The following is a 23,669-nucleotide window of genomic DNA, read 5'->3' as shown; positions in this document are numbered from 1 at the left end:
CGCTAGCCCTTTTTCTTTGGAATCTTGTAGTTGATGATGTCCTGCGCGCGCACCCAGCCGGGCGCGCCGCGCTTCATCTTCGTCTGCGCGCGCATCGCGAAGATCTTGGCGTCCTGATAAGCGCCGGAATAATAATAGCCTTCGGCCGTGGCAAGTTCGGCCTCGGGAATCTGGCCGAGCTGTCCATAGGCCTGCGCAAGATAGCGGTAGCCCATGGAGTTCTCGTTGTCGCGCTCCAGCCCTTCGTTGATCTCCGACACGGCCTGTTTCAGCGAGGCCGGATCGCCGGTGGAGATCAGCGCCTGCCCGAGCGATATGCGCAGGATTCCGGACTTCACCGGGTCGAGCCTGACCGCATTGCGATAAGCTTCCGCGGCAGCCTTCGGCTTGTTCGATTTCATCAGGATGTCGCCGCGAAGCTCCTGGAAATACGGGTTTTTCGGCTGGAGCTTGATGAGGGCGTCGACCTTTTTCTGTGCCGATTTGAGGTTGCCGTACAGATAGGTCGCTATGGTGTCGCCATATTGCGAGGCAATGCCCTTCGGATCCTTGCGGAACAGCCGCGCGGCGGCCGACTGGCCCTGCGTGAACACCGCGATCTTCGCCCGCATCATGTCATGGCGCTGCTGCAGCGTCGATGAATCCGTAACGTCGTAGTATTTGCTGGCCTTGGCCAGGGTCTCCAGGTTGGAGATGCGGTCCTGCGGCATCGGATGGCTGACCTGGTAGGGGTCGACGCGGGTGCCGGACAGCGAGAGCGCATTCTGGAAACGGCCGAAGGTCTTCAGCATGCCTTTGGCGGACTGGCCGGTGGCTTCGAGATAGGTGATCGCCGAGCGGTCGGCGGTGGTCTCCTCGCTGCGCTGGTAGCCGAGCAGGCCGCGCCGCGCCGCCTCGCCGCCGCCCATCATGATACCGCCGCCGGCCTGCGCGAGTTCGCCGGAATTGGCCGCCGCACCCGCGGCGATGGCACCGAGGCCCAGCACGCTGGCGACAATCGCCATGGTCTGGGCACGGGCGATCTGGTCGCGCAGGCGCTCCTGGTGCCCGCCGGCGAGGTGGCCGGCCTCGTGGGCGATGACGCCGATGATCTCGTTCGGCGTCTCGGCCTGCATCAGCGCGCCGGTATTGATGAACATGCGGCGTCCGGCGACGAAGGCGTTGAAGCTGGTGTCGTTGATCAGGATGATGTCGATGCCGGATTTTGACAGGCCGGCCGCCTTGAAGATCGGCCGCGCATAGTCGCGCACCAGCGCCTCGATCTCGGCATCGCGCACCACCGGCAGATTGGCCTGGGCATAGGCCGGCAGGCAGGCGAGCACCGCCATCGCAAACGCGACGACAACGCCCGCAAAAGCCCGCGCCGTTCTGGAGAAGACCGTCTTTATCAGGGTTATCCTCATGACCGGAATCACTGGTATCCGAGCAATGGAGCGATGGAAAGGCGACGCTCCGGTTTTCATGAACTTGTGATCCCCACATCAATCGGGCATTTGTGCGGCGCGGCGGCGCCCGCAAGCATGGAGCACATACGAGTATGGTATCGCTTTCGAGGCGCGGCGAGGTGGAACCTTTCCACGCCATGGACATCCTCGCCGAGGCAAACCGTCTGAAGGCGCAGGGCGCCCCGGTCATCTCGATGGCGGTGGGCCAACCTTCCGATCCGGCACCGGCGGCGGTGCGGGAAGCAGCCGTGAAGGCACTGCGCGACGGACGCATCGGCTACACCGACGCCCTTGGCACGGCGGCTTTGCGCAAGGCGATCGCAGCCCACTATCAAGATCACTACGGCGTCGAGGTGCCGGTCGAACGCATCGCGGTGACCACCGGATCCTCCGCGGCGTTCAACCTGGCATTCCTCGCCATGTTCGACGCCGGCGACGCCGTGGCCATCGCCTCGCCGGGGTATCCGGCCTATCGCAACATCATGGCGGCGCTCGGTCTCGATGTGGTCGAGGTGGAGACGGAGGAGGCGCCGTATCTGACCGCGCGCCAGCTTGCCGAAGCCCATGCCCGGAAGCCACTCGCCGGGCTGTTGTTCGCCAGCCCGGCGAACCCTACCGGTGCGATCGTGCCGCAAGCCGAAATGGCGGCGCTGCTTGCGGAAGCCAGGCAACTCGGGATTTCGGTGATTTCCGACGAGATCTATCATCGGCTGAATTATGCCGGGCCTGACGTCACCGCGCTGTCGCTCGACCATGCCGTCACCGTGATCAACTCCTTCTCGAAATATTACTGCATGACAGGGTGGCGCATCGGCTGGATGGTGCTTCCTGAAAAGCTGGTGCGGCCGATCGAGCGCATCCAGCAGAGCCTTTACATCTCGCCGCCGGAGCTGTCGCAGATTGCTGCCTGCGAAGCGTTCGGGGCCAGCGTCGAACTTGATCTCGTCAAGCAGCGCTACGCCAGGAATCGCGACCTGCTGATGCGGCGTCTTCCCGAACTCGGCTTTGCGCTCGCGGCGCCCATGGACGGCGCCTTCTACGCCTTCTGCGATGTCTCGCGGCTGACGAATGACAGCATGGCGTTCGCGCGAAAAATGCTTGCGGAGGCGCATGTCGCCGCGACGCCCGGCCGCGACTTCGATACGGCGCAAGGGAACCGCTTCATGCGCTTCTCCTACGCCGGTAGCCACGAGGACATGGCCGAGGCCTTGGACCGCATCGGGCGGTGGCTGCGCTGATGGAAAAGACCGTGCCCGAACTCGATGCCGTCCTCAGCGACCTCGCCGCCGAAATGGCTGTCCGCACCGATCGCGGCGCCGTCGCGACCTATATCCCTCAGCTCGGCAAGGTCAATCCGGCAAAATTCGGGATCGCCGTGGCGCTGGAGGACGGTCGCGTGATCAGTGCCGGCGACGCCGACGAACCGTTCTCCATCCAGAGCGTCTCGAAAGTATTCACACTGACGCTGGCGCTCGGCAAGGTCGGCGACGCGTTGTGGAAGCGGGTCGGCCGTGAGCCCTCCGGCAATCCGTTCAACTCGATCGTGCAGCTTGAGCAGGAGCGCGGGATTCCGCGCAATCCGTTCATCAATGCCGGCGCGATCGTCGTCTCGGATGTGCTGCTTGCCGGCCACGAACCGCGCGAGGCGATCGGCGAGATCCTGCGCTTCATCCAGTTCCTGGCGGACGACGATACGATCTATATCGACCGCGACGTGGCCGCCTCCGAACGCGCCACCGGCTTTCGCAACTTTGCGCTTGCCAATTACATGCGCTCGTTCGGCAATCTCGATCATGCGGCCGAACTGGCGCTCGGCGTCTATTTCCATCATTGCGCCATCGCCATGAGTTGCCGGCAACTGGCGCTCGCCGGCCGGTTCCTTGCCTTTGACGGGCGCAATCCGGTGGTGGGACACTCGGTCGTCTCGCCCGGCCGAGCCAGGCGCATCAACGCGCTGATGCTGACATGCGGGCATTATGACGGGTCGGGCGACTTCGCCTTCCGCGTCGGCATACCGGGCAAGAGCGGTGTCGGTGGCGGCATCCTAGGCATCGTGCCGGGCGTCGGCTCGCTGGCCGTGTGGTCGCCGGGGCTCAACGCCAACGGCAATTCGCATCTCGGCTCGATCGCCCTGGAAAAACTCGCCCGCACCATGGGTTGGTCGATCTTTTCGCCCTGAAAATGAAATCCCGTCATAGCCGATGTGGCTACGCCGGGATTTTTGCTTGCTGCGGGATGCTGGTATGCACCCCGATTAGAAATGGCTTCCGCTCAGAAGAAGCTCTTGCGCTGCCACCAGCCCGACTTCTTTGGCAGGTCCGGCGCAGGCTCTGCTGCGACGGGAGCCGGCTTCGGGGCGGGTTCGACAGCGACAGGCGCCTGCGCGACCGGTTCGGCAACCGTCTCGACTTCCACCGGAGCGACCGCGGCCGTTGCTTCGGCCGCCGCCGGAGTGACTTCCGATGCAGCCTCAGCTTCCACCGGAGCCGCGACGGCTTCAGCCCCGACCGCCTCCACTGCAGCGGCCTTCTTGCGGGAGACGCGCTTCGCCGGCTTCTTGGCTTCTGCGGCGGCAGGTTCGCCCGTGGCTTCGGTTGCCGCCGGAGCTTCGGGCTTCTTGCGGCTGCGACGGGCCTTCTTGGGCGCCTCGGACGGTTCCGCCGCTTCCTCGGCGACGGCTTCAGTCACCACTTCCTCGACGGTCACGGCAATGCTTTCAGCCGGTTCGGCGACAGTGTCGTCGGCGTCGGCAGAATCGACTGAGGCTTCGCCCGTCTGATCGTCGCGATTGCGGCGGCCGCCGCGCTTGCCACGCCGGCGCTTCTTGCGATCCGCCTCATCACCCGACTCGGCGATTTCCGCGACGGCGGCCACGACCTCTTCGACGGCTTCTTCGCCAGCCTCGGTCTCGGCATCCGAGTCGTCCTCGTCGGCCGCGCCTGTCGCTGCGTCCTGGGGATGCGGCTGGCCGGCATGATCGCGGTCGCGATCACGGCCGCCACGCCGACGCCGGCGCTTGCGCTTGTTGCGGCGGTCGCCGTCGCCTTCGGCTTGCCTCTGCGGCTGTTCGCGGCGCTCCGGCGGCGCGGCGACGGCTTCTTCCTGCTCTTCTTCCTCCTCGATGACCGGCTCTTCCTCGTCCTCCGGTTCTATGATCGGAGCGGCGGGGGCTGCTATCGGCGTCAGCGGCTTCTCGGCGATGGCGCCACGGAAAATCGCATAGTTCTGCGACGCGACGGTCTCGTCCGCTTCGAGGGTGATGGTCAGGCCGAAGCGGGCTTCCAGTTCGGTCAGCGTGCTGCGCTTGTGGTTCAGCACATACATGGCGGTCGACGCCGGCGTCTTGACGATGATGTGGCTGCGCGAATCCTTGAGCAGGAATTCCTCGATGGCGCGCACCACCATCAGGGCGACCGAAGAGTCGGAGCGCACATGGCCCGTGCCGCCGCAATGCGGGCAGGGCTTCATGGTCGATTCCAGCACGCTTGCGCGGATGCGCTGGCGGCTCATCTCCATCAGGCCGAAATGCGAGATGCGGCCGAGCTGGATGCGCGCCCGGTCGTTCTTGAGATGATCCTTGAGGCGCTTCTCGACCGCACGATTGTTGCGGTTCTCCTCCATGTCGATGAAGTCGATGACGATCAGGCCGGCAAGGTCGCGCAGGCGAAGCTGACGGGCGACTTCCTCGGCCGCTTCCAGGTTGGTGTGGAGCGCCGTCTCCTCGATCGAATGCTCGCGCGTCGAGCGGCCGGAGTTGACGTCAATGGCGACCAGCGCCTCGGTCTGGTTGATGATCAGGTAGCCGCCGCTCTTCAGCGTCACCTGCGGCTGCAGCATGCGGTCGAGCTGCGCCTCGATACCCGTACGTACGAAGATCGGCACGCTGTCACGGTAGGGCTGGACGACTTTCGCATGGCTGGGCATCAGCATGCGCATGAAGTCCTTGGCCTCGCGGTAGCCGTCCTCGCCGGAGACGATGACTTCGTCGATGTCCTTGTTATAGAGGTCGCGCACCGAGCGCTTGATCAGGCTGCCTTCCTCGTAGACGAGGGCAGGGGCCGTCGACTGCAGCGTGAGCGTGCGCACATTCTCCCACAGCCGCATCAGATATTCGTAGTCGCGCTTGATCTCGGCCTTCGTGCGGCTTTCGCCGGCGGTGCGCAGGATGACGCCCATGCCCTGCGGCACTTCGAGGTCCTGCACGACCTCCTTCAGCCGCTTGCGGTCCTGCACATTGGTGATCTTTCGCGAGATGCCGCCACCGCGCGCGGTGTTGGGCATCAGCACGGAGTAGCGGCCGGCGAGCGACAGGTAGGTGGTCAGCGCCGCGCCCTTGTTGCCGCGCTCTTCCTTGACGACCTGGACGAGAAGAATCTGGCGGCGCTTGATGACTTCCTGGATCTTGTACTGGCGACGCATCGGCTTGCGTCGTGTCTGCACTTCCTCGAAGGCATCGTCGGCGCCGATGGATTCGATTTCGTGTTCTTCATTGGCGGAGTCGGGCAGTTCCTCGACCATGCCGCGATTTTCCAGCGGCGGGGCTTCCGGCTGATCGTCGTGGACTTTTTCGACGTCCTCGGAAACGACATCGCCTTCGATGGCCGCGGCCATGTTGCCCGATCCGCCGCGACCGGTCTCATCGGTCCCTGCCTCGTCGTTGCCGGCCTGTTCGCCGTGGGCAGGCACATCTTCGGCGGGCACGGACCCGGTTGCGGTTTCGTCGACCTCGACGGTGTCGCTGGCTTCGACCGTGGCGATTTCTACCGCCTCATCCAGACCTTCCGGCGAAAGATCCTCGGCGCCGGGGGCGTGTTCGCCATCGGTGCCGGCTTCATCGCCGCCAGCGCTGTCGTCGGAGGAAGCCTCGCGTGACGTTTCCTCGCCGTTGCGTCCGCGATTGCGTCCACGCCGACGGCGGCCGCGTCCGGCGCGGTCGCGGTCCTTGCCTTCGCTCTCGTCGTCCTCGTCTTCGGCCGCCTCGGCCTCGGCGCGCAGCAGCGCCTGCCGGTCGGCAACGGGGATCTGGTAATAGTCGGGATGGATTTCGCTGAAGGCAAGGAAACCGTGACGGTTGCCGCCATATTCGACAAAGGCGGCTTGAAGGGACGGTTCGACCCGGGTGACCCGGGCGAGATAGATGTTTCCTTTTAGCTGCTTCTTGTCCTGCGATTCGAAATCGAATTCTTCGATACGGCTACCGTGAACGACGACAACCCGTGTTTCCTCCGGATGGGAGGCATCGATTAGCATCTTGTTGGGCATTATTTTTTTTCCTGCCGAGCGCACGCCCTCCGCCGCGGGACAACGCTAGGCGTTGCCTCGGGACGAGCGGATACCGCGCTTCGGTCATATTGTTGTTCGCCTGCCGCCGCCGCCGCGCAAAGGTGGTTCCGCCCGCAGCCTTGTCGGCGCGGTAATGTGCGGACCTTTCCGTAAGTGCGCTTGTGGTCATTGCGTGCGTAGCGAATCCTTTGAACCAAGGCCCGGGAAGCCCGGACCAGCTATTTGCTCACGTCGAGCCGGCGTGAAGGGGAATCCGCGCCGTTTTCCTCACGTTCCGGGAGACGCAGAATTGCCTTCCGGGACGAAATCTATTGTGGTCACGCCTGCGCGGTGGGAGCGTCCGGCCGCATTTACCTTACTCCCGACCTGACGCGCCCTTGCAAAAACGACGCCAGACTCCGCGCATTGCGGTGTACCGACATCGCTTTTATGATTTGACCGTCTTTTAGGCAACCCCGTATTCCGGTTGCCGACAAAATGAGTGGCGGTGTCGGTCGGCCATCCGAAAAGGCTTGTTAACCTTATCCGGATACCAATCGTTAATCGACGCGTTTCGTGCCGAGGGACACGCGGCAAGGTCGATCCGGTTTCGAAGACGTGTATCGCGGGTTTTAGAATGAGTATCGCTGCCCAAGCCATTCGCAGAGCCTTGGGACTGTTCCCGCCGGTCGCGCGTCTCCGTGCCGGGCTGGCGGTGGCCCTGCTTGCGGTGTTTGCCAGCTTTTCCACAGCGTCCGCCGCCAAACTCGACGCCAGGGATTTCAAGATGGCGGGGGACGCGACCCGCATGCGCGTCGTCATGCATTTCGACGTCGAGCCTGAACTGAGATGGTTCCTGCTGCGCGGGCCGCACCGGTTGGTGATCGAACTGCCTGAAACCCGTTTCGTCTTCGAGCCGAAGGCACTGAAGGCGCGCGGCCTTATCCGCAATGTCAGCTATGGCGCGATCGGCGGCGGCAAGTCGCGGGTGGTCCTTGCCACCAAGGGGCCGTTCGAGGTCGAGCAGGCCGAGGTGATCAAGGAGGAAGACGGCTCGGGTTTCCGCCTGGCGGTGGACATCGCGGCAGCCGGCGAAAGCGTGTTCGAGGCGGCGCTTGCCGACCAGGCGACGACCACTGGCGCGACCTCCGCCGCGCCGAAGGGCGACCGCGTCGGCGCTTCCGTCGACCGGCCGGCAAAACCCTTCACCATCGTCATCGACCCCGGCCATGGCGGCATCGACGGCGGCGCCAGGGGCGTCAGCGGTACGGTCGAGAAGGACATCACGCTGGCCTTCGCCATCGAACTCAAGAACAAGCTGCAGTCGGAAGGGCGCTACAGCATCAGCCTGACCCGCTCGACGGACGAGTTCCTGCGGCTCGACGACCGGGTCCGCATCGCGCGACAGCAGGAGGCGGACCTGTTCATCTCCGTGCATGCCGATACGATCAATCTCAAGGGTATTCGCGGTGCGACGGTCTATACGGTGTCTGATACCGCCTCCGACGCCGACGCGCAGGCGCTGGCCGACCGCGAAAACCTGTCGGACCAGCTCGCCGGCATCGAGATCCAGGACGAGAACCATGAGGTCGCCGACATCCTCGTTGACCTGATCCGCCGCGAGACGCACGCCTTTTCGATCCGTTTCGCCCGCACGCTGGTCGGCGAATTGTCGAATTCGGTCGGCCTGATCAACAATCCTCACCGCTTCGCCGGGTTCAAGGTGCTGAAGGCGCCGGATGTGCCCTCGGTGCTGGTGGAACTGGGTTATCTTTCGAACGAGAAGGACGAAGCGCAGTTGCGCAGCGTCGAATGGCGTGGCAAGGCGGTGGCGTCCATCGCCAGCGCCATCTCCGAATTCGCGGCGTCGAAGGCGGCGGGCGGGTGATACGCCCCGGCGAAACCCGCGGCGAGGCGTTGCAGGCGCGCCACACGCATGCGGTTTTTGCCAATGCGCAAACCGGCGCGCCGGTCCTGCCGTATTTTGTCCACATGAGCGCGACATGGGTTAATATATCGCGTTCGCAATGCCCGGTTCAGGTTGCCGAAACCGCCGAGTTTCAACAAGAACTGCCGAGCCTCGCACTGGAGCGGAAATGATTCGTCTCATCGGCTATTTCTTCGGCATCGGCACGCTGATGGCACTGCTGGTCGCGGGCGCGGTCGCGATCTATGTCGGCAACCTCGCCAAGGACCTGCCCGACTACGAGGTGCTGGCCAACTACGAGCCGCCGGTCACCACCCGCGTCCACGCCGTCGATGGCTCGCTGATGGGCGAGTTCGCGCGCCAGCGCCGCCTCTATCTGCCGGTGCAAGCCATTCCCGACCGCGTCAAGGCGGCGTTCCTGTCGGCGGAAGACAAGAATTTCTACAAGCATCCGGGTGTCGATTTCGAGGGCGTCATCCGCGCGGCGCTGGTCTATGCCAAGGGTGGCCCGATGCAGGGCGGATCGACCATCACCCAGCAGGTCGCCAAGAACTTCCTTCTGACAAACGAGCGGTCGCTGGAGCGCAAGGTCAAGGAAGCGATCCTGTCCTTCCGCATCGAGCAGGCCTATTCGAAGGACCGTATCCTCGAGCTCTATCTGAACGAGATCTTCTTCGGCCTCGGCTCCTACGGCATCGCAGGCGCCGCACTCACCTATTACGACAAGTCGGTCAATGAACTGACGGTCGCCGAGGCAGCCTATCTCGCGGCGCTGCCGAAAGGCCCGTCCAACTATCATCCGTTCCGCTACACCGACCGGGCCATCGAGCGCCGCAACTGGGTGATCGACCAGATGGTCGACAATGGCTACGTGACGCGCGACGAGGGCGACAAGGCGAAAGCCGAGCCGCTCGGCGTCAAGCCGCGGCGCAACGGCACGTATCTGTTCGCCGGCGAGTATTTCACCGAGGAAGTGCGCCGCGAGATCATTTCGCGTTACGGCGAGAACGCGCTGTACGAGGGCGGCCTTTCGGTGCGCACTACGCTCGATCCGAAGATGCAACTGGTCGCCCGCCGCGCCATGCAGAACGGCCTGCTGAAATACGACACGCTGCGCGGCTATCGCGGGCCGTTCACGCATATCGACATGGCCGGCGACTGGGGCGTGCCGCTGGGCGCGGTCAAGAGGCTGGACGATGTTCCGGAATGGCAACTCGCAGTCGTGCTTGACTCGTCCAAGGACGCTCTGACCATCGGCCTCCAGCCCGGCCGCCAGGTATCCGGCGCCCTGGTGGAAGAGCGTGTGACGGGCACGATCGCAAAGGAGGACATGGCCTTCGCCATGCGCCAGCATGTCGTCGAGGGCAAGAAGGTTCGGGCCAATACGCCTGGCGACGTGCTGCAGCCGGGCGACGTTATTTTCGTTGAGAAGAAAACCGACGGCGGCTATGCGCTGCGCCAGGTGCCGGCGGTTTCCGGTGGCCTCGTCGCCATGGATCCGCACACCGGGCGCGTGCTCGCCATGGTTGGCGGCTTCTCCTATGCCGAGTCCGAATTCAATCGCGCCACACAGGCCTACCGCCAGCCCGGTTCATCGTTCAAGCCGATCGTCTATGCCGCCGCGCTCGACAATGGCTATACGCCGGCCTCCGTCATCATGGACGGCCCGATCACCATCAGGATCGGCAACGAGGTGTGGACTCCAAAGAATTATGACGGCAAGGCCGCCGGCCCGGCGACGCTGCGCTCCGGCATCGAGCGCTCGCGCAACCTGATGACGGTGCGCCTCGCCAACGACATGGGCATGAAACTGGTGGCCGAGTATGCCGAGCGCTTCGGCGTTTACGACAAGATGCCGCCACACATCGCCATGGCGCTGGGCTCCGGCGAGACCACGGTCATGCGGATGGTGACCGCCTATTCGATGATGGCCAATGGCGGGCGGCAGATAAAGCCGTCGCTGATCGACCGCATCCAGGACCGTTACGGCAAAACCGTGTTCAAGCACGACGAGCGCGCCTGCGACAATTGCGTGGCGGCCGATTGGGAGAACCAGCCGGAGCCGGAACTGGTCGACAATTCCGAGCAGATCCTCGACCCGATGACCGCCTACCAGATCACCTCGATGATGGAAGGCGTCGTGCAGCGCGGCACCGCCGTGACCATCTCGGAGCTCGGCCGTCCGATCGCCGGAAAGACTGGCACGACCAACGACGAGAAGGACGCCTGGTTCATCGGCTTCACGCCGAACCTCGTGGTCGGCCTCTACATGGGCTACGACAAGCCGCAAGGCCTCGGCAAGGGCGCCACCGGCGGCGGCCTCGCCGCGCCGATCTTCAAGGAGTTCATGGCCGAGGTGCTGAAGGACACGCCGATCGTCGACTTCCAGGTGCCCGAAGGCATGAAGCTGATCGCCATCAACCGCAAGACCGGCATGCAGGCACGCGAAGGTGATGCGGGCACGATCATGGAAGCCTTCAAGCCGGGCACCGGTCCCGCCGACAGTTATTGGGTGATCGGCATGGACGAGGGCGAATCCATCTCGGCGGAAAAACTCTCGCCGCAGGCGAGCAAGGCGATCAGCACCGGCTCCGGCGGCGGCCTTTACTGACGCTGTTCGTTGGCGCCGGGATATTCCGGCGCAGCCCGCTTTACAGGCCATGGGCTGGTGCCTATGGTCCGCGCCGATCCATTTCCCGCCCCATCAGAAGGCTAGAAGACTGCCATGCGTGCAGAGACCGAGAAACTTGTCGATGAGATCAAGCAGGCCATAAGCCTGCTGAGGAGGCATCTTTGACTGGGATCCAGCGGTAAAGCGTCTGGAATATCTGAACGTCCGCGCCGAGGACGGCGACCTCTGGAACGACCCGCAGGAAGCGCAGAAACTGATGCGCGAGCGCCAGAGTCTGGATGACGGCATCACTTCCATCAAGCGGCTGACGCAGGCGCTGAACGACAATGTCGACCTGATCGCGCTTGGCGAGGAAGAGGGCGACGAAGGCGTTATCTCCGAGGCCGAGGCGTCGATCCGCTCGCTGGCCGGCGAAGTGCGGGCGCGCCAGATCGAGACCTTGCTTTCGGGCGAGGCAGACGGCAACGATACCTATCTGGAAGTCCACGCCGGCGCCGGCGGCACCGAGAGCCAGGACTGGGCCAACATGCTGCTGCGCATGTACACCCGCTGGGCCGAGCGCCGGAAATTCAAGGTCGAAGTGCTGGAAATGCATGACGGCGAAGAAGCCGGCATCAAGTCCGCCACGCTGCTGATCAAGGGCCACAACGCCTATGGCTGGCTCAAGACCGAGTCCGGCGTGCATCGGCTGGTTCGCATCTCGCCCTATGACAGCAATGCACGCCGTCATACGTCATTCTCGTCGATCTGGGTCTATCCGGTGGTCGACGATTCCATCCAGATCGATGTGTCGGAATCCGACGTGCGCATCGACACCTACCGCTCCTCCGGTTCGGGTGGCCAGCACGTCAACACGACGGACTCGGCGGTGCGCATCACGCATCTGGCGACGGGCATCGCGGTCGCTTGCCAGGCCGAGCGTTCGCAGCACAAGAACAAGGCCAAGGCCTGGGAGATGCTGCGCTCGCGTCTCTACGAGGAAGAGCTGAAGAAGCGCGAGGCGGCCGCCAACGCCACCGAGGCGTCCAAGACCGAGATCGGCTGGGGCCACCAGATCCGGTCCTACGTGCTGCAGCCCTATCAGTTGGTGAAGGACCTGCGCACCGGCGTCGAAAGCACCAGCCCGTCCGACGTGCTCGACGGCGACCTCGATGATTTCATGGAAGCGTCGCTCTCGCACCGCATCGAGGGCGGGGCAGGACAGGTCGCGGATATCGAGTGACACTGCTCGGCTGGCCGCTGCCGACTTCGCGGCGGCCCCTTGGCGACGCAGTGCAGCTCCAGTAACCTTTCGTTAACCATGGCGGCGCAGACTTTTCGTCATCCTGTGGCCGACGTGACGAGAATCATTGCGTCATTGTGCATCGCAGCATTTTTCTTGCGTCGGCTGAGGAATCGGCTCACCCTGCATTGCGGGTTGGGAACAAAAGCATTGAAGGCCGGCCGCGGCTTATATTGGAAGATTGGAGCCGGCTGAAGGGAAGACACGTTCCGGTAACGGGCAAGCCTAGTGCTTGAGAGCCTCGTTTTGACAGGAATGAGCCATGCCCATCATCGCAGCCAGCCACAAATCGGCCCGCACGCGGTTTGCGTGCGCCTTCATCGCACTCGCCACCATCTGGATTGTTTTCTGTCCCGGGGTCATGGGCGGAATGCCGGCGGCGGCGCATGACGCCAAGCCGACAGCGGCGAAGCCGAACGGCTGGAGCTATCCGTTCTCGTGTTGCTCGGGCTACGACTGCCGTGAAGTGCCGCAGACCTCGATCGGCGAGCGCCCCGAAGGCTACGTGATCGAAGGGACGGGTGAGGTGCTCTCCTACCAGGACGCGCGCCTGAAGGATTCTCCCGACGGCGAATACCATTGGTGCTCGGTGGCGGGAGCCAACAATTCGCGGACCATCTGCCTGTTCGTCCCGCCGAAAGGCTTCTGATCTTTCAGGAGCTTTTCCGCGCGGGCTTTCGCGTCGGAAAAGAGACGGTAGTCTGTGCCTTGCGGCCGATTTCGGCCGGAAGGAGGCGCCGGTGCTGATCACCGGAAGCTGTCACTGCAAGGCAACCGTCTTCGAAGTGACGATGGCGCCGGCGACGGTGACGCGCTGCACTTGTTCCTTCTGTTCCAAGCGCGGCGCGCTATGGGGCTACTACAAGCCTTCGCAATTTACGCTAAAGGCGCCCCGCGAAAACGTCTCGACCTACCAATGGAGTTCAAGGACAGCCAAACATCATTTCTGCGCGACCTGCGGCTGCGGGACTTTTACCGACACTCCTGATTTCAGCATGGGAGCGCCGGATTTCGACAATCCGATCATCAGCGTCAACACCCGTCTCCTCGACGATTTCGATCTCGACGCCATCGAGGTGATCGTCATCGACGGCAAGAACCTTTGGTAAAACCCGGCGCCTGGACCTATTCCGGATTTTGCCGCAATTCATGGTAAAAGCGTGCGAAGGGATTCGCATCGCGGCCATGGTCGCGGCCTCAGAGGGATTACAGAATGCGCAACAGAATCGTCGCCGTGGTTGCCGCCGCAGCCTTGCTCGGAGCCTGCACCACCGATCCCTATACCGGTGAGCAGAAAGTCTCCAACACGGCGGGCGGTGCAGCCCTTGGCGCCGGCCTCGGCGCGCTGGCCGGTCTCGCCGTCGGCGGCAGCAAGGTCGCGCAGCGCAACGCGGTGCTGATCGGCGCCGGCATCGGTGCGCTGGCCGGCGGCGCCATCGGTGCGACCATGGACAAGAACGAAGCGGATTTGCGCGCCCAGTTGCAGGGCACCGGCGTCAGCGTGACCCGCGTCGGCGACCAGATCATCTTGAACATGCCGTCCGACATCACCTTCAATGTCGATCAGGATGCGATCAAGTCGAATTTCTACCCGGTTCTGAATTCGGTGGCGCTGGTCCTGAAGCGCTACAAGCAGACGATTGTCGACGTCTACGGTCACACCGACTCCACCGGCAGCGACAGCCACAATTTCGACCTGTCGCAGCGCCGTGCGCTTGCCGTCGCCAACTACCTGAATTCCCAAGGCGTCGACCAGCGGCGTTTTGCCGTCACAGGTTTCGGCAAGACACGTCCGATCGCGTCCAACGCCACTGCGGAGGGCAGGGCGCAGAACCGCCGCGTCGAGATCCAGCTTTCGCCACTGACAGAGTAGCAGTCTTCCCGCGCGGAACTGGCGGCTCGGGACGCCCATCTACGGTCGTCGATGGCATCTTCCGGGAAAGCGTGCAGTCCCTGCTCCGATAGGTTTGAAATCATCCGCGGCGCGGCGTGAAGCGCACCGTCGTACCTTCCCATGGCAGGAACTGGGCCGTCGACTGCCATCCTCCGCTGGGAATTTCGGCCTGGTTGGTGGTCGTGTACTGCTGGGTGATCGTCGCGGCGAGCAGGGGTGCGCCGAGCGCGTCGGCAATCGATTGACACAGCACGCGGCCTGACTGCCCGCCGGCTTCGCCGGCGGCGGCCGCTTCACAGACCCAGAGCTCGGCCTGACCCTGTCGCGCGAACTTGCCGCGCAGGCTGCGCAGGCCTGTCGCGTTGGTGGCGGTCAGGTCGGTTGCGCCAATGACGATGCCGGTGGTGACGCGGACGATTCCCACGCCTTCCGCCGCATTCACCACGCGGCCGTGGCCGAAGATGATGAACCGGTCGAGCTGGCCGATCGATGTGGCGGCGTCGGCAATCGCACCGAAATAGGTATCCGGGGAGGACGCCTCCCAGATCGGCAGCAGACGGTAGGGTTCGGGATAGCTGTTGGCGCGAAGTTCGTCGGTACTCGGCGTGTTGCGGATCGGCCCGGCCGCGACCCGCGCGCGCGGGAATGCGTCGTCATACACAAGCAAAGTGCCGGCCATAGCGGTGCCTCATCGACGGTCCGCGCGATTTTACCACCCGGCGCAGCAATATGCATCCGTCGACGAATACCAGGTTGGAAGCAGCCGCCCGCAAGAGTTGGCGCGGCCGAAACGACTCAGATCTTTCCGCCGACCAGCATGAAGGCCGGCATGTCGGCACCGAAACCCAGCACCGAACGATCGTCGTCTTCGGCATGCGGCCGGGCGCGCTGGGTGTCGCGCCGCGGTTCCTGGCGCTCGGGCGCCGGACCCTTGCGGGCGGCGTTGTCGTGACGGATGGAATCGCGCCGGGCGGTGCGGTCGTCGTTCGCGATTGCGGCGACCGGCTGCGGTGCCTCCTGCCGTTCGACTGGCTTGGGCGCGTCGGAGCGGCGTCCCCCGCGCGCATCACGCGGCTTGCGGTCCCGCTCGCGGCCACGGCCGGCACGCTCGCGGCGGGGCTGCTCGTCGCTTTCCTCGCTTGCCACCACCGTTGACAGGTCACCATCGTGCCATTCGATCTTGGTGCCGATCAGCTTCTCGATCGCGTCGATGTATTTGCCGTCCGACTTGGTGGCGATGGTAAAGGATTTTCCGGAACGCCCGGCGCGGCCGGTGCGGCCGATGCGGTGGACATAGTCTTCCGAGTGGATCGGGACGTCGTAGTTGAAGACGTGGCTGACGTCGGGAATGTCGAGGCCGCGCGCCGCGACGTCGGAGGCCACGAGATAACGCAGCTTGCCGTCGCGGAAATTCGCCAGCATCTGCATGCGCGCCCGCTGATCCATGTCGCCATGCAGCGCGCCGGCGTCGAAATCATATTTCACCAGCGAGCGGAAAAGCTCCGAAACCTCGATCTTGCGGTTGCAGAAGATGATGGCGTTCTTCAGCCCCTCGTCCTCGGCCTTGATGAGATTGCGCAGGGTCTCGCGCTTGTCCCACGGCTTTGGACCGGACTTGACCAGCCGCTGGGTGATATTACTGGCCGCGGAGGCCGCCCGCGAAACTTCGATGCGCACCGGCGAATGCAGGAATTTTTCAGTGAGTTTCGTGATTTCCGGCGGCATGGTCGCCGAGAAGAACAACGTCTGCCGGGTGAACGGGATCATCTCGCAGATGCGCTCGATGTCGGGAATGAAACCCATGTCGAGCATGCGATCGGCCTCGTCGATGACGAGGATGTCGACGCCGGTGAGCAGCAGCTTGCCGCGCTCACGATGGTCGAGAAGGCGTCCGGGCGTGGCGATCAGCACGTCGGCGCCGCGCTCCAGCTTCTTTTCCTGCTCGTCGAAGGAGACGCCGCCGATCAGCAGTGCGATGTTCAGCTTGTGGTTCTTGCCGTAGCGGACGAAATTCTCCTCTACCTGCGCGGCAAGTTCGCGCGTCGGCTCAAGGATGAGCGTGCGCGGCATGCGCGCCCGGGCGCGGCCCTTTTCAAGGCGGGTGATCATCGGCAGCACGAAAGCCGCCGTCTTGCCGGTTCCCGTCTGGGCAATGCCCAGCACGTCCTTGCCCTGCAACGCGTGGGGGATGGCCCCCGCCTGGATCGGCGTCGGCACCGTGTATCCGGCGTCGGTGACTGCGGAAAGGACCTTCGGCGAAAGACCGAGATCGGCAAATGTAATCGCTTCTTGAGCGGTCGTGGTGTCTGAGGACAAGTGTTTCGGCTGCTTTAGCTGTTCAAGGGCGCGGTTGGCATACCGCAGCATGGATCACGCTTTTGCGGATCCGAGCATGCCGTTACGGGCTGAATCCGCTTTTGTCAATATTTTCAGATGTTTTTTGGCCGATAACGGTAATTCAACATATGGTGTTGTGGCTTTTGCTTTGCAACACGGTCACGCGATCAATAGCGGAACTGCTCTGCGAGGATGCGCTCGTCCCAGGAGTGGCCGGCGTCGAACAGCAAGGTGGCCGTCAGCGTCGCGGACTCGCGCACCGTGACCGACAGGACCGACTTGACCTCCGTGTGGTCGGCGACGGCGTTGACCGGCCGCTTCGGCTGTTCGAGCACGTCGAAGCGCACGGTCGAGCGGTTGGACAGAAGCGCGCCGCGCCAGCGGCGAGGGCGGAACGGGCAGACCGGCGTCAGCGCCAGAAGCGGCGCGTCGAGCGGCACGATCGGCCCTTGCGCCGACAGATTGTAGGCGGTCGAGCCGGCCGGCGTAGCAACGATGACACCGTCGCAGATCAACTCGTCCATGCGCACTTGGCCATCGATGGTGATGCGTATCTTGGCCGCCTGATAGGACTGCCGAAACAGCGACACCTCGTTGATGGCGAGCGCACGGGACGTGACGCCGCCCTCCGAGACGGTCTCCATCTCCAGCGGCCGGATCGTCTCGGCATCCGCGGTCTCGATGCGCTCGTCGAGGCCCTCGGTGCGGAACTCGTTCATCAGGAAGCCGACGGTGCCGCGGTTCATGCCATAGACCCGCTTGCCAGTGCCCATCGTCTCGCGCAGCACCTGCAGCAGGAAGCCGTCGCCGCCCAGCGCGACGATGACGTCGGCCTCCTCGACCGAAACATCGCCATAGGTGGCCGAAAGCATCGCCACCGCTTCCTCTGCGTCCGGCGCTCCGGACGAGACGAAGGCGAACGTCTTGCGCGATCTCTGCTGATGCAACGGTCTTTCCCCGGGCTGACGCCTGCGACAGCGGGTTAGCATGGCCGGGCGGCAGGGGAAAGCGGCGACGGTTGATGCCTCTGCCGCAAACTTGGGAACGGCAGGCACAGCCTCTCCACCACCGCACTGACAACACGACGCGCATAAGCCTCGAGGGCGGTGGCAGCCGGCATCGAGGCTTTCATATCCATTCAACGAGCCGAGCCTGCCGATTGCTGGTCGGCGGCGCCGGTCTTGCGCGGGAAGCGCCAGTCGGTTCGCCCGTGGCGCGGACGATTTTCGGGACGAGCGGTGCCGAAAAGAAACGCCGGGGGCTTTCGCCCCCGGCGCGGCCAGCGACTCCGATCCGGCCGCGGCCGGAATGCGGTTCAGACGATGAGGAAGTCGGCGTTGGTGATGCCGAGGCCGGCGCCGACGACGGCGAACAGCGTCGAGCCGCCGACGGCGTTGCCATTGGTGTCGTAGAAGAGGTTGCCGGTGTCGGTCTCATAGATGATGCGATCATTGGCATCGGCTGCCGTGCCGCTGGCATTGGCCACGAACTGCGACGCGGAGAGCGTGCCGGTGCCGACTATGGCATTGAAGATCGCGTTCTCGAGCCGGATCGTATCATCGACGAAGACGAAGTCGGTGATCGTGTCGACGTTGGTGGCGCCGAGCGTCGTGTTGAACAGGAACTGGTCCTTGCCCGAATTGCCGGTCAGTGTGTCGTTGCCCAATCCGCCGGCGATGATATCCGAGCCGGCGCCGCCGACGATCGCGTTGATGCCGTTGTTTCCGGTCAGCGTGTCGCCGAAAGCGGAGCCGATGAGGTTCTCGATCGACGCATAGGTGTCTCCGGCTGCATCACCGTTATTGCCTGCAGGCGCCACCAGGCTGGCGATCACGCCGGCCGCCGCCGTGCTGTAGGAGGCGGTGTCGATGTCGTTGCCACCCGACAGGGCGTCACCTCCCGCGCCGCCGACCAGCGTGTCGTTGCCGTCCTGGCCGTACAGATTGTCGTTGCCGTCGAGACCGAAAATCGTGTCCTTGCCGGCGCCGCCAATCAGGCTGTTGATGCCGTTGGTGCCCGTCAGCTTGTCGTTGAAGGCCGAGCCGGTGAGGTTTTCGATCGACGCATAGGTGTCGCCTGCCGCGTCGCCGGTGTTGGTGGCCGGAGTGAGCAGGGCCGCGGTGACGCCGGCCGCGGCATCCTGATAGGTGGCGCGATCCGAGCCGAGACCGCCCGAGAGGGAATCACCGCCCGCGCCGCCGTTCAGCACGTCGTTGCCGTCCTGCCCGTACAGGCTGTCGTTGCCCGCCAGGCCGGCAACCTGGTCGTCGCCCGCGCCGCCGATGATGCTGTTGATACTGTTGGTTCCCGTCAGCTTGTCGTTGAAGGCCGAGCCGGTGAGGTTCTCGATCGACGAATAGGTGTCGCCCGCCGCTTCGCCGGTGTTGCTCGCCGGGGTGAGCAGAGATGCCGTGACGCCGGCCGCTGCGGCCTCGTAAGTGGCGCGGTCGGAGCCAAGCCCGCCCGACAGAGAATCGCCACCGACGCCGCCATCGAGCACGTCGTTGCCATCCTGCCCATACAGGCCGTCGCTGCCCGCCAGCCCAACGACCTTGTCGTCGCCGGCGCCGCCTATGACACTGTTGCCGCCGCCCGTGCCGGTGAGCGTGTCGGCGAACGCTGAGCCGGTTAGATTCTCGATTGAGCTGTAGCTGTCCCCGGCGGCTTCGCCGGTATTTCCCGCCGGACTGTCGAGATTGACGATGACGCCCGCCGCCGCGTTGGCATAGCTGGCGCGATCCGAGCCGTTGCCGCCCGAAAGGGAATCCGCGCCAAGCCCGCCTTCCAGAACATCGTTGCCGCCATTGCCGACCAGATTGTTGACGCCGCTCGTCCCGATGATGGTGTCGTCCTGCTCCGAGCCGTTGGCATGCTCGAAATTCGTGGCGACTTCGCTGCTCGCCCCGGAGACGATGGTGCCAGTGGCGAGGTTGATCACCAATCCGTTTTCGGTGCTGAGGCTGAGGTCGATTGTGTCGCTGCCGCCGACGCCGCCGTCCCACGAATCCGCGTCGATGACCGTGGTCACACGCAGCATATCGTCGCCGGCATCGCCGAAATACTGGTTCGGCGGACCGCTGCTGATGTGCTGGGTGATGGTGTCGTTGCCCACCCAGCCATGTACGATATCCGTCTCCTGATCGGTGGTGAAAAAGTCGTCTCCGACCGTACCCACCTGCCAATTCGGCTCGGGATTGTAGACGGGGATAGTATTGACGAAGTCGCGTGTGTCGAGGATCTTCATACGGATGTCGACGCCGTCATCCCAGGTGACCGTGAAGCGCCCGTCGGCCAAGGCCGCCATCGAGATGTCGGTAATCGATCCGCCGCCGGTGTCGTCGATGACGAAGCCCGAGATGACATTGACGTTCTGGCCTGACACGACCCAACGTTCGCCGATGATATTGCCCGTCGTGTCCTCATCGCGGGCCACGATGAAAGTGCCGTCCGCAAGGGCGACGATAACCGGCTCGTTCTGGTCGTTCGGACCGGTGCCGGCATTGAACGGGCCTCCGTTGGTGAGCGGCGTTCCATCATTGGCGTAGACCCGGAATATGGTGTCGCCATTGTTGATGCTGGCATGGAAGGCGACCACGAAGTTGCCGTTGTTCAGCGCGACGACCTGCGGGTCGTCCAACTCGCTGTAATTGACCACCGTCGCGCTGGCGACGAGGCCGCCTGCCTGATTGCGGATATCGACGATCATGGTGTCGGTGGTCGGCGCGTTGTTCCGGTTGACATAGGTAATGGCATAATTGCCATTGCTCAGCACCGTGATGTCGGGGCCGGAAACATCCTCGCCGGTGCCGGTGTTTCCCGAAAAAATATTGATCTCGGCGCCGACAACGCCCGTGGTCGGGTTGTAGGTGCGGATGATGACGTTTTCCGAGCCGTTGGCATTCTGCGTCTGGTATGCCGCCATGACGGACGTCGCGGACGCGGAAGCGATCACCGGATTGACCGGGTTGGCGTCCGAGGCCTGTGTCGGGTCGTTGTAGAGGTAGGCGTCCGCCGTGCGCGTAACAGTGTTCGTCGAAGTGTTGAAACTGTAGGTCTCGATGTTGAGATCGTCGTAGCTACCGGGTTGTTGTTCGTCGTATGCGATGACAAATCCGCCATCGCTGAGCGCCGTGACCGACGGATTGAACTCATCGTTGACGGTGCTGCGCGTATTCAGCCGGATCTCGTCGGTGACCGGGTTGCCGAGCGGGTCGAATATCCGCCCGATGATGTCGTCTCCGGCTGGCGACCCTGCCGGCGAGGAGTTATCCGGATCCCACCAGACAACCAGAATATGGCCGCTTGCGAGCTGTGTGACGACAGGATCGCGCTGCGATCCATTCGGATTGGTATTGACGACGAAATCGTCGAGCCACGTCGCGGGTGTTGCAGGCATAGGGAAATCTCCGCAGCTGAGGACGCAAGTGCGCCACCAAGGAGCACCACTGTCCACGGTCAAAAATTGTCCTGGTAGTCGTTTGGCGGAATGCCAAATAGAATTCTTGTTCAGCCGTGCCAGGCACGAGCTTTTGGTGTGTGAGAAAGCTTTCGCGGCAGTAAATCCTAACCGATCTCCATTAGGGCCGCTTATTAATCCTCGAAACCTTCTTACCTAACGTCATTTTCATAGTCAATATTTGCTTGTAGTGTTAGATGAATTTGTGATCTTCGCCAAAGATTACTCTTGGTAGACGGCTACAAATGAAAGATTTTGTTGGAAGAGTTGCAACGCAGGCGGAATCATCGTCGGCGCCGCCCGCGAATCCGCTTACGTTCTATTTACCACACGAAAATCAAGGCCTTACCTCTACCCAGATCGAGGCAGTCAATTTGGGCGCCGATTCACATGCAGCACGAGACGACATGAAATAGGCAATCCGGGCACGCCGACGTGGCATAAGCGATTGTCACAAGCCGGATCGCTTTCCGGACGATTGCAAGAAGCCGTCGACGCCAGTTCCGGCGCACCGGGCACCCATGTCGCAACCACGAGAGAAGAGCCGCGGGGTCTCGCGCGGAAAAGAACCGGGTTGTGGGGACGCCAGCACACTGCCGGCATGGAGCAGCCGGGTCGGCAGGAGACCGGCGGGAACTGTCGAGCGCCAGGCCACGGCCCGGTACGATGCCATGGGTGTGAGGATGATAGGCGAGGGGCCGGCCCAAATATGCAGCACGGCGATGAGACCAATCCCGGCGGCGAGATGCCTGGGATCCGCGGCGATCGCGCGCGGCGTCCTGGCGTTCGCCCTTCTCTCGGGCCGGTGGCGTTCGCGGCTCACCCCTGAACTGGGTCGTGTAGATCTGCCGCCTTGTTCTGGAGGGCGATTGCGGCAATCTCGACCGGGAGCATGAACACCACGTGGAAGCAGGCAGCCGGGTGAAACTCGTCCTACCGCGCGGCGAACCGCTACCCGTCGCGCCGGTGAAGTCTTGCTTGTCATCTGGGTCTATGTCGCGAAACGCGGCGGCCGGCATGTGGCAGACGGGGGGCAGTCTCAGGCTGCAGAAGCGGCCCCATCATGGTGGCGCGCAATGGGGGCCGAGGTTCATTGTTCACGGTCCGCGCCGAGAGATGTGGCCAGTTCTTAGCCTTCGCTCGAGAACCCGTGCATTGCGATTTCCGTCCACTGGTGGCGAGTTGGAACAGAAAGATTGGCAGCATGGCCGCTACCCATTTTCTGCCGGGGTCTCAATTACCGCGCGTCAGTGTCGCGAGCGTGTCGGCGAAACGACGATCGTTAGGCGCCAATTCACAAGCCCTCCGAAACGCCGCGATCGCCTCGGTTTTGTTCTTCTGTTGCAGGTAGGCAAGGCCGATATCATAGATCGGTTTGGAGAAGCCGGGCCACATGCGCGCGGTCTCCCTGTGAAATTCAATCGCGTGTGCATGGCGCCCAAGCTTGCGCAGACATACCCCAAACAGATGACGGGCCTCCTCCTGCTGCGAGTTCATGGCGAGCGACGCGCCCAAATGACCCAGTGCTTCCGGGTAATTTTTAAGACGTACGAGTACCTTGCCCAGGAGAAATCGGGCGTGGTCCGAGGTTGGGCGCAGGTTGACTGCAATCTGCGCGGCCTCCAGGCTCTCGCGGTCTCTCCGGTCGAACAGCAGGCAATGGGCCTTGAATTGCGCATGGACGAACTCGTCCGATCCCAAACCGTCGTCTGCCTCCTCGAAAGAGGGCAGAATCTCGTCCGCGAGGAAAGCATCGAGGAGAGGCTTGAGGCGGTTGCGCCTTCGGAGATAGCGGGGGATTGCGTGATCCACGCCGCGAAGGGTGGTCAACTTGACATGGGCCATTCGGCGAAGCCGGAGCGCTTCCCTCAAATCCACGGCGTCTGCTTCGCCGAAGACCGCCGTCGTCGGGCAAGGTCGCTCCTTCATCAACTCCAGCAAATCCGGATATGGGAGGTTGGCGTCCTTGGAAATATATCGGGAACTCCGTCTGCCGGCTCCCCTCACTTTCGTCTCGAACGAGAACGCCAGTATTTTCGCGCCGACCAGGCTTCCGTACAAAATCGCACCACTGCCTCCCATGCTAGCCCCGACACAGTAGACATGGCGCGCGCCAACGTCAGCAGCTATCCTTTTGATGCTTTCGACAGTCGTCTCTACCGACACCCCTAATCCCGGTATGCCGTGTTGGTACCATATGTTCATCGCACCATTGTTGACGAGCAAGCAATTGAACTCGGCCCTAGCCTCATTCGCATAACCCCAGAAATCAAAATTTCCGTTGTCTCGGTTGGTTCCCGAAAAAAATATGACTAGCTTGTCAGAATTTCTGGATCGAAGAAGTGAAAAACTAGGTTTTGCGAGATCAGATTCATTGGAATTGGGTGTACCATCTTCCAAGGTGCTGTTCGAACTGACAGACGTCGGCATTACT

Annotated in this window: 15 protein-coding genes; 8 read left to right on the top strand and 7 right to left on the bottom strand. The window is 63.2% G+C overall.

What is annotated here, in order from left to right; genetic code table 11:
* Nucleotides 1–2 precede the first annotated feature (2 nt).
* Nucleotides 3–1,403: a M48 family metalloprotease gene (locus ACSBOB_RS27125; protein ID WP_442579152.1), complete on the bottom strand. Its 1,401-nt coding sequence runs from the start codon at nucleotides 1,401–1,403 to the stop codon at nucleotides 3–5.
* Nucleotides 1,404–1,537: 134 nt separating this feature from the next.
* Here ACSBOB_RS27125 and ACSBOB_RS27120 point away from each other — a divergent pair, with 134 nt between their 5' ends.
* Both ACSBOB_RS27120 and ACSBOB_RS27115 read left to right on the top strand, forming a co-directional pair.
* Nucleotides 1,538–2,683 (top strand): pyridoxal phosphate-dependent aminotransferase, encoded by a 1,146-nt coding sequence (locus ACSBOB_RS27120; protein WP_442579151.1) that lies wholly within the window; start codon nucleotides 1,538–1,540, stop codon nucleotides 2,681–2,683.
* On the top strand, nucleotides 2,683–3,624 hold the full coding sequence (locus ACSBOB_RS27115; RefSeq protein ID WP_442579150.1) for a glutaminase: 942 nt from the start codon (nucleotides 2,683–2,685) through the stop codon (nucleotides 3,622–3,624). The genes ACSBOB_RS27120 and ACSBOB_RS27115 overlap by 1 nt, the downstream gene beginning before the upstream one ends.
* Nucleotides 3,625–3,716: 92 nt before the next feature.
* Here ACSBOB_RS27115 and ACSBOB_RS27110 read toward each other — a convergent pair whose 3' ends face one another.
* Nucleotides 3,717–6,707, bottom strand: a complete 2,991-nt coding sequence (locus ACSBOB_RS27110) for an Rne/Rng family ribonuclease (protein WP_442579149.1) — start codon at nucleotides 6,705–6,707, stop codon at nucleotides 3,717–3,719.
* A gap of 637 nt (nucleotides 6,708–7,344) precedes the next feature.
* On the opposite strand from ACSBOB_RS27110, the gene ACSBOB_RS27105 reads away from it, so the two are divergent.
* The 6 genes from ACSBOB_RS27105 (at nucleotide 7,345) to ACSBOB_RS27080 (ending at nucleotide 14,421) form a co-directional block, all read left to right on the top strand.
* Nucleotides 7,345–8,595 carry an N-acetylmuramoyl-L-alanine amidase gene (locus ACSBOB_RS27105; protein WP_442579148.1) on the top strand — a complete coding sequence of 417 codons (1,251 nt, stop codon included), beginning with the start codon at nucleotides 7,345–7,347 and terminating at the stop codon, nucleotides 8,593–8,595.
* A gap of 208 nt (nucleotides 8,596–8,803) precedes the next feature.
* The gene (locus ACSBOB_RS27100; protein ID WP_442579147.1) at nucleotides 8,804–11,245 is read left to right on the top strand and encodes a penicillin-binding protein 1A; all 2,442 of its coding nucleotides are present in this window, start codon (nucleotides 8,804–8,806) and stop codon (nucleotides 11,243–11,245) included.
* 114 nt (nucleotides 11,246–11,359) lie between these two features.
* A protein-coding gene (gene prfB / locus ACSBOB_RS27095; protein ID WP_442579146.1) for a peptide chain release factor 2 occupies nucleotides 11,360–12,488 on the top strand; the annotation gives its coding sequence in 2 pieces (ribosomal slippage) (nucleotides 11,360–11,425 and nucleotides 11,427–12,488; 1,128 coding nt in all).
* A gap of 421 nt (nucleotides 12,489–12,909) precedes the next feature.
* Nucleotides 12,910–13,197 carry a hypothetical protein gene (locus ACSBOB_RS27090; protein ID WP_442583841.1) on the top strand — a complete coding sequence of 96 codons (288 nt, stop codon included), beginning with the start codon at nucleotides 12,910–12,912 and terminating at the stop codon, nucleotides 13,195–13,197.
* Between the two features lie 91 nt (nucleotides 13,198–13,288).
* Complete coding sequence (locus tag ACSBOB_RS27085; protein WP_442579145.1) at nucleotides 13,289–13,657, top strand: GFA family protein; 369 nt, start codon at nucleotides 13,289–13,291, stop codon at nucleotides 13,655–13,657.
* 104 nt (nucleotides 13,658–13,761) lie between these two features.
* Nucleotides 13,762–14,421, top strand: coding sequence for an OmpA family protein (locus tag ACSBOB_RS27080; RefSeq protein WP_442579144.1), 660 nt, complete (start codon nucleotides 13,762–13,764; stop codon nucleotides 14,419–14,421).
* Between the two features lie 100 nt (nucleotides 14,422–14,521).
* On the opposite strand, the gene ACSBOB_RS27075 is transcribed toward ACSBOB_RS27080, so the two are convergent.
* The 5 genes from ACSBOB_RS27075 to ACSBOB_RS27055 form a co-directional block, all read right to left on the bottom strand.
* The gene (locus tag ACSBOB_RS27075) at nucleotides 14,522–15,121 is read right to left on the bottom strand and encodes a hypothetical protein (protein ID WP_442579143.1); all 600 of its coding nucleotides are present in this window, start codon (nucleotides 15,119–15,121) and stop codon (nucleotides 14,522–14,524) included.
* A 116-nt stretch (nucleotides 15,122–15,237) separates the two neighbouring features.
* Nucleotides 15,238–16,758, bottom strand: coding sequence for a DEAD/DEAH box helicase (locus tag ACSBOB_RS27070; RefSeq protein ID WP_442583840.1), 1,521 nt, complete (start codon nucleotides 16,756–16,758; stop codon nucleotides 15,238–15,240).
* Nucleotides 16,759–16,946: 188 nt separating this feature from the next.
* Nucleotides 16,947–17,726, bottom strand: coding sequence for an NAD kinase (locus ACSBOB_RS27065; RefSeq protein WP_442579142.1), 780 nt, complete (start codon nucleotides 17,724–17,726; stop codon nucleotides 16,947–16,949).
* Between the two features lie 368 nt (nucleotides 17,727–18,094).
* Nucleotides 18,095–21,175 (bottom strand): beta strand repeat-containing protein, encoded by a 3,081-nt coding sequence (locus ACSBOB_RS27060; RefSeq protein WP_442579141.1) that lies wholly within the window; start codon nucleotides 21,173–21,175, stop codon nucleotides 18,095–18,097.
* A 1,293-nt stretch (nucleotides 21,176–22,468) separates the two neighbouring features.
* On the bottom strand, nucleotides 22,469–23,665 hold the full coding sequence (locus ACSBOB_RS27055; RefSeq protein ID WP_442579140.1) for a tetratricopeptide repeat protein: 1,197 nt from the start codon (nucleotides 23,663–23,665) through the stop codon (nucleotides 22,469–22,471).
* Nucleotides 23,666–23,669: the final 4 nt, after the last annotated feature.

The organism is Mesorhizobium sp. KACC 23794 (genome assembly GCF_052180275.1).
Taxonomy (GTDB): Bacteria; Pseudomonadota; Alphaproteobacteria; order Rhizobiales; family Rhizobiaceae; genus Kumtagia.
Note: the sequence above shows the minus strand (reverse complement) of the source record. Positions and strands in the feature narration are given on the sequence as shown.